Raw genomic sequence first — 8,276 nt, 5'->3', positions numbered from 1 at the left:
TTAGAAAACGCTTACAAACACTGGGTTATTTAAACCAAATATATCCAGAGAATCGAAATATCAAAAAAAATCTCCCACAAACTCTTGACTCAATCGTACGTGACAATTTCCTTTGAGTTCGCCTTTGCTTTTTCTTATAATGAAAAGTGTAAATTAACGACTGGAGTGTGAGCCATGGCAACAAATGAAGAACGTGTCCGGAAGCCGGAATGGTTGAAAATAAAGCTAAATACGAACGAAACGTATACAGGTTTAAAAAAAATGATGCGGGAAAAGCAGCTGCATACCGTATGTGAAGAAGCGAAATGCCCGAACATTCACGAATGTTGGGCGGTAAGAAAAACAGCAACGTTTATGATTTTAGGCGATGTTTGTACGCGCGCTTGCCGCTTCTGTGCGGTGAAAACGGGCTTGCCGACGGAATTGGATTGGCAAGAGCCAGAGCGCGTGGCAGATTCGGTCCGGTTAATGAATTTAAAACATGTCGTTGTGACAGCCGTAGCACGCGACGATTTAAAAGACGGAGGAGCCGCTGTATTTGCGGAAACCGTAAGGGCGATCCGCCGCAAAAATCCGTTAACGACGATTGAAGTGCTTCCTTCTGATATGGGTGGTGTTTATGAGAACTTAAAAATTTTAATGGATGCCCGCCCAGATATTTTAAATCATAACATCGAAACTGTCCGCCGCTTGACGCCAAGAGTGCGCGCACGGGCAACGTACGAGCGTTCGCTAGAGTTTTTACGCCGCGCGAAAGAATTGCAGCCAGATATTCCAACAAAATCGAGCATTATGATTGGGCTTGGCGAAACGAAAGAAGAAATTATCGAAGCGATGGACGATTTACGGGCGAACCACGTCGATATTTTAACGATTGGACAATATTTACAGCCAACAAAAAAACATTTAAACGTCGAAAAATATTACCATCCACATGAGTTTATGGAACTAAAAGAAATCGCGTTAAGCAAAGGATTTAGCCATTGCGAAGCAGGACCGCTTGTCCGCTCCTCGTATCATGCGGACGAACAAGTAAGCGCGGCAACTACGAAAAGAAACGAAGGGTAACAAAAAAGGGACTCACTAGCGGGTCCCTTTTTTCATTACCGGAAAGTGTATGCGTTTATTTGCTCATCGTTTGTTTCGGGATTGGTGTACCGTCACGAAAATCGCGATCTAAATGGTCGTTCATTTCATTGATCATTTCCCCGTTCTCATTTTCCCCGTCGCTTAACTTGCGGCCTTGCGGATATTTCAACATTTCTCTAATTGTCGTATCAATAATTTGGTCGATGTTTCGGCTATTGGAATCGAGCCGACCGAACCGTTCAATTTCTTTCATCATGCGCGGATCATCTGCGACATACACGTGATAGTAGCGCGGCACGACGGAAAGGGCGGTCTTTTTCACTTGATCGGCCGTTTCAAACCGGTTTTTCGTATCGGTATCATAAGCGATTAACACTTCTTCATCGGTAACAAGCGTAGCGACGTCGTTGACGTGTGGCAACTGTACACATAATTTGCTAATTAAATCGGCGACACGTTCGCGATTGAGTGTTGGTAAATTGCCAACGTTGTTCATTCCCCCTGCTATTGGGCTTTTTTGATGGCGCACATAGCCGAAATTATTCAACCGAGAATCTGTCCCATTCGGAAGCCCTTGTACGTTGTATAAGTCGTTGCGATCGGAAACGTTAATTGTATTTCCGTTCCGTGGATATAGCGTATCACGAGTATTCTCTGCCATTTGTGCACAAGCGGATAGCGAAACAGCTGCGCCGAGCGATATAATCCATGCTTTCTTCAATGCTAACACCCCCTCGTTTACATCATTCCTTTCTTTTCGATGTCTTATCACAGTAATTGATTGGGAACGCCGCATCGTTTATCATAAAAGAGAGGTGAGAAAAATGATTTGCGTCAATAATACGTGCTATGAGCTCATTGAGAATGTGAAAAATGGATTTAATGAAGAAGCGTTTCGGGCGCGTTATGCCGATATTTTAAATAAATACGACTATATTGTAGGCGATTGGGGATATAATCAATTGCGGTTGCGTGGCTTTTTTGACGATCATAACCAAAAAGCAACGTACGATACAAAAATCAGCACATTATCGGAATATTTGTATGAATATTGCAACTTCGGCTGCGCGTATTTCGTGTTAAGGAAAGTAAAAAAGTAGGCTATCTCACACGTCGTGAGATAGCCTATGCTTCATACGGAGGCTGCTCCTCCTTCGTTGGATCGTCGTGCGGTGGGTGCGCGCCAGGGTCTTGACGGGGGATATGTTGATGAAACGCTTTGTATTCGTAGTTAAACGCGCTATAATACCGCTGTCCTTCTTTCCATGGCGTGCTTTTATTTTCGACAAGATGCTTTTTTCCTTGTGGATGACCATATGGCCCTTCCGGAAACTCTTCTGCTGTCAAGAAATCACGCTGCTTCTCTACACTTGAGAAATCACGATATTCCATCGTTGTCCCCTCTTTTCTGGCAAGGATTTATTTATAATGTTCCTTGCCATCCGCCAAGCTATCCAACAAACTCGCTTAAAAACGACCGTAAATCATTGGCATCTTCTTCGCTTAACCGATAAGCATATTCTAAATACCCAGGTTCTTCTAAATCATCACGACCGATAATGGCAAAACGATTGCTTTGCATATCTAACACTAAATATTTTCCATAAAAGCGGTCTGTTTGCACAATCGCTAAATCAAAGCGTTGTCGTTCGCCGAGAAAACTAACAAATCTTGTTTTCGTTTCCGTCGTATCGTCATACAAGAAAAAACGCTCGTTCATACGATCCACCTCCTAACAGTCATTACCCTCATCTTACCAAACATTTCTGCAAGTGACCGGTTTCTTTTGTTATAATACAATAAAAAATAGTTTTTTGCATAAGGAGGCCCTTTCATGTATTTTGTTGATCGAAAAAAAATCGAAGACACGTTGTGCTATATGGAAAAAATGCTCACATTATATGAACAACAATCGTCATGGAACGATGAGATGACACAATTGGCGTTGGAACGAATCGTCCACGTTTGCATCGAAGCCGTGTTAGACGTCGGAAATGCAATGATTGACGGCTTCATTATGCGCGATCCTGGCAGTTATGATGATATTATCGACATTTTAACCGATGAAAAAGTCGTGACAGAAGAAGACGCAAAACAGCTAAAAGCGATTATTCATTATCGCAAAATGCTCGTCCAGCAATACACAACTCCAAACAGAGTGGAATTGCTCGAAGCATTTCGCCGTTCGCTACAGGCGTTACAAGCGTATCCGAAGGCGATTCGCACGTATTTAGAAAACGAACTCGGGCCTGTTTCGGCATTCCGTAACTAAACTTTCTAAACTTTTTTGTGTAAAAATTGTATCAATGAAAGAAATAGCGTACAATGAGGAAGAGGAAGGTGAATGAGATGGATTATCAATCCTCTTCCACAAAGCAACAAATATTGAAGTTGTTGAAGATGGAAAAACGGCTAACGGCTGGCGAATTAGCTAGACGGCTCCATATAAGCGAAATGGCTGTACGCCGTCATTTGCAGGCGTTAGAACGCGACGGGCTTATTTGTTCAACGCTTTTTCGCCAAGCGATGGGAAGGCCGACGAACGTGTATGAGCTGTCAGCAAAAGGAGAAGAACAGTTTCCCCAGCATTACAAACAATGGGCTGTTGAGTTGTTGAGCGATTTAGAGGCATTGGCGGGAAAAGAAATGGTCGCTCTTCTTTTGCAAGCGCGAATCGCAAGAATGAAAGAACGGTATGCGCACGATTTTCAAGACAAACCGCTCGAAGAAAAAATGCAAAAACTGTTCGAATTGCAAAACGAACAAGGCTATATGGCACAGCTAAAAAAAGACAACCAAGGGGTGTACCATTTCATCGCCCACCATTGTCCGATTTCGGAAATTGCAAAAAAATACCGTTCCATTTGTTCTTGTGAGCTGCAATTATTTCAACAGCTTCTCAACTCAAAAGTCGCCTTGCAAGCGTGCATGACAAAAGGCGATGACGTTTGCCACTACGAAATTCACGAAACAGATGAATGACAAAGACGCTTCTCGCTCGTTCAAGAAGCGTTTTTGTTTTGACATCTTGTATTTTGTGCGATAAAGTGTGTTACGTACACACGAGTGTTGATTATCCATTATTTTACTAAAAAACACAGAATCAATTGACTGAACACAAGCTTTTCTGCCTCTTCCCTCGAACAAGAACGCCGGCGGGCAAATGTCATTTGCCCGCAAAGCGTTCATTGTTCGAGGAGGGCATGCGTACAGCATGCCCAGTCGGCAAGCGGTTCGCTTGCCGACTACGGCAGAAAAGCTAGGAATAGAGCGATGTCAACTGGTTTTTAATGGTTAATCAACACGCCTGTTACGTACAGAACATAAGGGAGTGCTGCATGTGAAAACGTATGAAGGGTATTTAATTGATTTAGACGGCACGATGTATCGCGGAACGGAATGTATTGCCGAAGCGCGTGAGTTTGTGAAAGAGTTGCATCGACGTCATCTTCCGTATTTATTTGTGACAAATAACTCCTCGCGGACGCCAGCGCAAGTAGCGGAAAAATTGCAGTCATTCGACATTCCCGCGACTGAACAGCAAGTATTTACGACAAGCCAAGCAACGGCGAATTATATTTTTGAACAAAAGCCAGATGCTTCGGTGTATGTCATTGGCGAAGATGGCATTCGCGAAGCGCTGAAAGAAAAAGGTTTTACGTTTGCGAAAGAGGATGCGGAGTTTGTCGTCATGGGCATTGACCGCTCGATTACATATGAAAAACTAGCGATTGCATGCTTAGCTGTCCGAAATGGGGCAACGTTCATTTCGACGAATGGAGACATTGCGATTCCAACCGAGCGGGGATTGTTACCTGGGAATGGTTCATTAACGTCTGTTGTTGCCGTATCGACGCAAGTGCAACCGATTTTTATCGGCAAACCAGAAAAAATTATTATGGAACAAGCGTTAAAAGTACTTGGCGTCCCGCGTGAGAAAACATTAATGATTGGCGATTACTATGATACGGACATTAAAGCAGGAATGAACGCCGGTATGGACACACTTCTTGTTCATACAGGCGTAACGACGAAAGAGTTATTAGCAACATACGCCGAACAGCCGACGTATACAGTTGATTCGTTAAAAGAATGGATGGAAAGAATGTAAAGGGCGTCAAAACGACGCCCTTTACTCTGTATTGACCGCGCGGTGCGCTAGGCGGCTGGAGGCGGCTGCTGCAATCGCACCGACGATATCATCTAGGAAGGTGTTGCATTTTCCAGTAGATTTATCATTTAAGTACTGCAAAATCCCTGGTTTTTGTTTATCGATATATCCATAATTTGTGAAACCAATAGAGCCATACACGTTGACAATGGATAGCGCTAAAATTTCGTCTACCCCATACAACCCTTCATCACGATGAATGATTGCCTGTAGCGGCTCGTCTAACATCCCTTTCTCTGCAAGAACATCGAGTTGAATACCGGTCAAAATCGCATTTTGCACTTCGCGTTTTGAAATGACGCGGTTGACGTTTTCGATACATTCTTCCATTTGTAAATTCGGGTGATATTTAGACTGTAAATAATAAACAAGTTCAGCAATATCTTCGATTTTTACTCCTCTTGCTTCTAACCACTGACGTGCAACGTGTTCAAGGTTGTTCATAGTATATTTTTCCATGTTGCTCACCTATTTCTTTTTGTATTGTATATGTGGAAATGGAGAAAAGCGTGCCTTTTTTTAAGAATAGATAACGATGGACGAACGCTTTTTCTACACGTTGAAATTATTATAATCAAAAACTGGAATGTTGCACAAATATTTTGCGCGTTCGTGATTTATTCGTATTCGGTATTTGTTCCGCATATATTTGGATAGAAAGGAGGGGGGCTTATGTTTGAATGGGTCGAACAACAATATGGACGGAAAATAGAAAAGACGGAGAAACTAGGAAAGTATGATGTGTTTTTATGTCAAAAGGAAAAGTTTCTTCTTGTCCCCGTTCACCATCGGACGGAAAAGGAGATGAGCGAGCTACATCAAATGGCCGTCTATTTAGTAGCAAAAGGAGATTTATCAGTCGCGACGCTCGTTCCGACAACGAACGGAAAGCTAGTGACCTCCCATAACGGGAAGCATGTCGCCTTGTTTCGTATTCCTACGCAACTGTACGCAAGAACAACACCGTTTGGAAAAGAACTAGCAAAACTTCATGCCCTCGGTCGATATGTTCCGAGCAATATTGTTTATTGTAATCGAATCGGACAGTGGAAACAGTTATGGGGGCAACGGTTAGATCAAATGGAGTTATTTTGGAAAGAAAAATGGCACCGACGGGAAGACGAATTTGCTGATTGGTTTGTTGAGTCGTTTCCGTATTATGCCGGACTAGCGGAAAATGCGATTCAATACGTTTCCGATACAGAATTAGATGAGCAGCCGTATACGGTAGATGCAGCGACGATTTGCCATGAACGGCTGCCGCAAGCATTATGGGCAGGAGGAAAAGAGGTGAAGCTCCCGCTTGACTGGGTGTACGACCATTGTGCGCGCGACTTAGCAGAGTGGGTACGTGCGTTATACATGCAAGGAGAAGTAAAGCAACTGCGCCTGTTTTTTCGTGATTACGAGCGCATTACGCCGCTGTCGGCATTTTCTTGGCGACTTCTTTATGCGCGGTTATTGTTCCCGATCCCTTATTTTGAGTGTGTAGAAGGATATTATTTGGCGGAAAGCGAACAAGAAAAAAAGAGCCATACACAGATGTTACGCTCGCTCATCGCTCAGTCACAAGCGTATGAGGCGTTTTTAGCTTCGTTTTACGAGCAATTAGATTTACCAAAGCGCTTTTCATTGCCGGTCGTTCGTTGGCTAAAGAAGTGAACGGAAAGCGGCCTATCGCCGCTTTTTGAGCGTTGATGGCGAAAATGGAAGGAGAATGGACATGGACAAGCCGTATATTTTTATTACACGAAAATTGCCAGAGGAAGTGATTGCGCCGTTACGAGTCATTGGAGAAGTGGCGATGTGGCCGTACGACGATGTGCCGGTGGCGCGAGACGTGTTGCTTGCCGAAGCGAAAAAAGCGGACGCGCTACTAACGATGCTATCCGACCGTATTGATCGAGAAGTGATGGAAGCAGGCGAGAAGTTAAAAGTGGTGGCAAACATGGCAGTCGGGTTTGATAACATTGATGTACCGGTAGCAACGGAATACGGTGTGGCAGTTTGTAATACGCCAGACGTGCTGAACGATACGACAGCGGATTTGACGTTTGCGCTATTATTAGCGACGGCACGGCGTTTAGTGGAAGCGGCAGAATATATCAAAGCAGGTGAATGGAAAAGTTGGAGCCCGTTTTTATTGGCGGGTACGGACGTACACCATAAAACGATTGGCATTGTTGGTCTTGGAAAAATAGGACAAGCGGTTGCGAAACGGGCGAAAGGGTTTGAAATGAACATTTTATATCATAACCGGACGCGAAAGGAAGAGGCGGAGCGGCAATTAGGTGCGGTATATTGCACGTTTCAAGAATTGTTGCAGGCGGCTGATTTTGTCGTATGTTTAACGCCGCTTACGGAAGAAACGCGCCATTTGTTCAACCGTCAGGCGTTCCAGTGGATGAAGAAATCAGCCATTTTTATTAATGCATCGAGGGGCGCTGTCGTCGATGAAGAGGCGTTATACGAAGCACTTGTGACGGGGGAAATTGCCGCTGCGGGGCTAGATGTCTTTACGAAAGAGCCGATTGACCCATCGCATCCGCTATTGTCACTCAAAAACGTCGTCGCCCTTCCGCATATTGGGAGCGCCAGTATCGAAACGCGGAGAAAGATGATGGAACGGAGCTGCCGAAACATTCTCGCCGTGCTAACAGGAGAAACGCCAGAAGCACTAGTGAATACAGAATGGCTAGTACAGAAACGATCGTAGCCCTTTGACAAGGAAGGGCTCACGAGTGTTGATTATCCATTATTTTACTAAAAACACAGAATCATTTGACTGAACACAAGCTTTTCTGCCTCTTCCCTCGAACAAGAACGCCGGCGGGCAAATGTCATTTGCCCGCAAAGCGTTCATTGTTCGAGGAGGGCATGCGTACAGCATGCCCAGTCGGCAAGCGAACCGCTTGCCGACTACGGCAGAAAAGCTAGGAATAGAGCGATTTCAACTGTTTTTTAATGGTTAATCAACATGCCTGGGAAGGGCTATTTATTTTTTAAAAAATTATCG

General features: G+C 44.1%; 13 protein-coding genes. 9 read left to right on the top strand and 4 right to left on the bottom strand.

Translation table 11 applies throughout. From position 1 onward, the window contains the following. Nucleotides 1-174: 174 nt before the first annotated feature. Nucleotides 175-1,068: a lipoyl synthase gene (lipA, locus tag GGR02_RS15895; RefSeq protein ID WP_183185940.1), complete on the top strand. Its 894-nt coding sequence runs from the start codon at nt 175-177 to the stop codon at nt 1,066-1,068. Between the two features lie 55 nt (nt 1,069-1,123). Here lipA and GGR02_RS15890 read toward each other — a convergent pair whose 3' ends face one another. Then, entirely contained in the window at nt 1,124-1,750 is a 627-nt protein-coding gene (locus GGR02_RS15890; protein WP_373286640.1) for a YhcN/YlaJ family sporulation lipoprotein, read from the bottom strand. A gap of 163 nt (nt 1,751-1,913) precedes the next feature. Here GGR02_RS15890 and GGR02_RS15885 point away from each other — a divergent pair, with 163 nt between their 5' ends. After that, the gene (locus GGR02_RS15885) at nt 1,914-2,189 is read left to right on the top strand and encodes a YutD family protein (RefSeq protein ID WP_183185938.1); all 276 of its coding nucleotides are present in this window, start codon (nt 1,914-1,916) and stop codon (nt 2,187-2,189) included. Nucleotides 2,190-2,214: 25 nt separating this feature from the next. Here GGR02_RS15885 and GGR02_RS15880 read toward each other — a convergent pair whose 3' ends face one another. Beyond that, nucleotides 2,215-2,481: a cytosolic protein gene (locus GGR02_RS15880; RefSeq protein ID WP_183185937.1), complete on the bottom strand. Its 267-nt coding sequence runs from the start codon at nt 2,479-2,481 to the stop codon at nt 2,215-2,217. 58 nt (nt 2,482-2,539) lie between these two features. Then, nucleotides 2,540-2,809: a DUF3055 domain-containing protein gene (locus GGR02_RS15875; protein ID WP_066322865.1), complete on the bottom strand. Its 270-nt coding sequence runs from the start codon at nt 2,807-2,809 to the stop codon at nt 2,540-2,542. A 114-nt stretch (nt 2,810-2,923) separates the two neighbouring features. Between GGR02_RS15875 and GGR02_RS15870 the strand changes: the two genes are divergently transcribed. The 4 genes from GGR02_RS15870 to GGR02_RS15860 all read left to right on the top strand — a co-directional run bounded on the left by GGR02_RS15870 (nt 2,924) and on the right by GGR02_RS15860 (nt 5,200). Then, nucleotides 2,924-3,361, top strand: a complete 438-nt coding sequence (locus GGR02_RS15870) for a DUF86 domain-containing protein (protein ID WP_183185936.1) — start codon at nt 2,924-2,926, stop codon at nt 3,359-3,361. Nucleotides 3,362-3,438: 77 nt separating this feature from the next. Further along, complete coding sequence (locus tag GGR02_RS15865; RefSeq protein WP_183185935.1) at nt 3,439-4,071, top strand: helix-turn-helix transcriptional regulator; 633 nt, start codon at nt 3,439-3,441, stop codon at nt 4,069-4,071. A gap of 181 nt (nt 4,072-4,252) precedes the next feature. Further along, nucleotides 4,253-4,387 carry a hypothetical protein gene (locus GGR02_RS17680; RefSeq protein WP_260175184.1) on the top strand — a complete coding sequence of 45 codons (135 nt, stop codon included), beginning with the start codon at nt 4,253-4,255 and terminating at the stop codon, nt 4,385-4,387. A 42-nt stretch (nt 4,388-4,429) separates the two neighbouring features. After that, the gene (locus GGR02_RS15860) at nt 4,430-5,200 is read left to right on the top strand and encodes a TIGR01457 family HAD-type hydrolase (protein WP_183185934.1); all 771 of its coding nucleotides are present in this window, start codon (nt 4,430-4,432) and stop codon (nt 5,198-5,200) included. A 21-nt stretch (nt 5,201-5,221) separates the two neighbouring features. Here GGR02_RS15860 and GGR02_RS15855 read toward each other — a convergent pair whose 3' ends face one another. Continuing rightward, the gene (locus GGR02_RS15855) at nt 5,222-5,719 is read right to left on the bottom strand and encodes a phosphatidylglycerophosphatase A family protein (protein WP_183185933.1); all 498 of its coding nucleotides are present in this window, start codon (nt 5,717-5,719) and stop codon (nt 5,222-5,224) included. A gap of 213 nt (nt 5,720-5,932) precedes the next feature. Here GGR02_RS15855 and yutH point away from each other — a divergent pair, with 213 nt between their 5' ends. The 3 genes from yutH (at nt 5,933) to GGR02_RS17675 (ending at nt 8,232) form a co-directional block, all read left to right on the top strand. Then, a complete protein-coding gene (yutH, locus tag GGR02_RS15850) occupies nt 5,933-6,922 on the top strand; it encodes a spore coat putative kinase YutH (protein WP_183185932.1) in 990 nt (329 codons plus the stop codon). A 61-nt stretch (nt 6,923-6,983) separates the two neighbouring features. Continuing rightward, entirely contained in the window at nt 6,984-7,976 is a 993-nt protein-coding gene (locus GGR02_RS15845) for a 2-hydroxyacid dehydrogenase (RefSeq protein WP_183185931.1), read from the top strand. 121 nt (nt 7,977-8,097) lie between these two features. After that, on the top strand, nt 8,098-8,232 hold the full coding sequence (locus GGR02_RS17675) for a hypothetical protein (protein ID WP_260175183.1): 135 nt from the start codon (nt 8,098-8,100) through the stop codon (nt 8,230-8,232). Nucleotides 8,233-8,276 lie beyond the last annotated feature (44 nt).

It is taken from the genome of Anoxybacteroides voinovskiense, from assembly GCF_014196205.1.
GTDB classification, from domain to species: Bacteria; Bacillota; Bacilli; order Bacillales; family Anoxybacillaceae; genus Anoxybacteroides; species Anoxybacteroides voinovskiense.
This window is presented reverse-complemented; position numbering and strand designations above follow the sequence as displayed.